A 1,268-nucleotide genomic window follows, 5' to 3' on the forward strand; every position below is an offset into this window, starting at 1 on the left:
GGCGGCGTCAAGTGGTGGTTGCAACTGGGGGGTCAGGCTGCCTCGGTGAGGAGTCTGTTCAGCCGTGTGGCTGGGGTGTCGTAGTCGAGGGTGGGGCGGGGGCGGCTGTTCAGGGTCGCCGCGACGCGTCGGAGGTCTTGGGCGGTGTGGGCGGAGAGGTCGGTGCCTTTCTCGAACCAGAACCGGAGGAGCCGGTTGGTGTTCTCGTTACTGCCGCGCTGCCAGGGTGAGTGCGGGTCGGCGAAGAACAGTTTCGTGTCGAGCGCGAGCTGGATTCGCCGGTACTGCGCGAGTTCTGTGCCACGGTCCCAGGTGATCGTTTGGCGCAGGTGCTCGGGCAGGCGACGCATTTCCCGGATCATCGCGTCCGCGACCTCGTCCGCGGTGTGACCGCCGGGCAGGTGCAGCAGAATCACGAAACGGGTTTGGCGTTCTACGAGCGTCCCGATCGCGCTCTTACTGCCCGGCCCCACGATCAGGTCGCCTTCCCAGTGTCCGGGCACGGCCCGGTCAGCGACCTCGGGGGGTCGTTCACTGATCGTGAACGCGTCCTTGTACGGCGACGGGCTCGCCCGCCGGCTGCCCGTGCGGGAGCGTTCGCGGCGTTTCAGAGACAGCTTCCGGGCCAGGTCGGCGCGGAGCGAGCCTCGGGCCTGGACATAGAGGGCCTGATAGATCGTTTCGTGCGACACCCGACCAGTCTGATCGGTACCCGCGTCCTGGGCGAGCGTGGACGCGATCAGTTTCGGGGACCAGCCCTGGTCCATCCATCTCTCGATCCGCCGGCACAGCCCCGGGTTCGTCAGGAGTTTGAAGGGTTTCGGGCGACGCCGTCGCTGGTGCGCGCTTACGTCGGCGACACCACCGTGGTAGGTGCCGTCCGGGCCACGGTTACGCATCACTTCCCGGTACACGACCGTCCGGTCCCGGCCGAGTTCCGCTCCGATCCGGGCGTAGGACAGGCCCTGCCGGAGACCGAACTGGATCACCCGGCGCTCCGCTACGGACAGGAACCTTGAACCGGCCACCTCTCCGGGTGAGGGGCGATCGATACCGCCGCCGATACGGCCAACCTGAAGTTTCATACCGGCATGATCACGCCACCACCTCGTGCCGCCCTGCCGCGACGCGCCAACCGTGGCCGCAGCAGACGTCAACGACGACCCCGACGATACCAGGTCCAGAAACTCGTCCAAAACCACACGACTCACACGAACCATGCAACGCACCAATCAGATCAGACGTTGCAACGACCATATGACTCCACC

1 protein-coding gene is annotated in these 1,268 nt (G+C 66.3%); it reads right to left on the reverse strand.

Features of this window, described 5'->3' with window-relative positions; all coding sequences use genetic code 11:
- Window positions 1–32: 32 nt before the first annotated feature.
- The gene (locus B7R22_RS18575; protein ID WP_116413163.1) at window positions 33–1,220 is read right to left on the reverse strand and encodes an IS30 family transposase; all 1,188 of its coding nucleotides are present in this window, start codon (window positions 1,218–1,220) and stop codon (window positions 33–35) included.
- Window positions 1,221–1,268: the final 48 nt, after the last annotated feature.

The organism is Subtercola boreus (genome assembly GCF_003399635.1).
Lineage (GTDB): Bacteria > Actinomycetota > Actinomycetes > Actinomycetales > Microbacteriaceae > Subtercola > Subtercola boreus_B.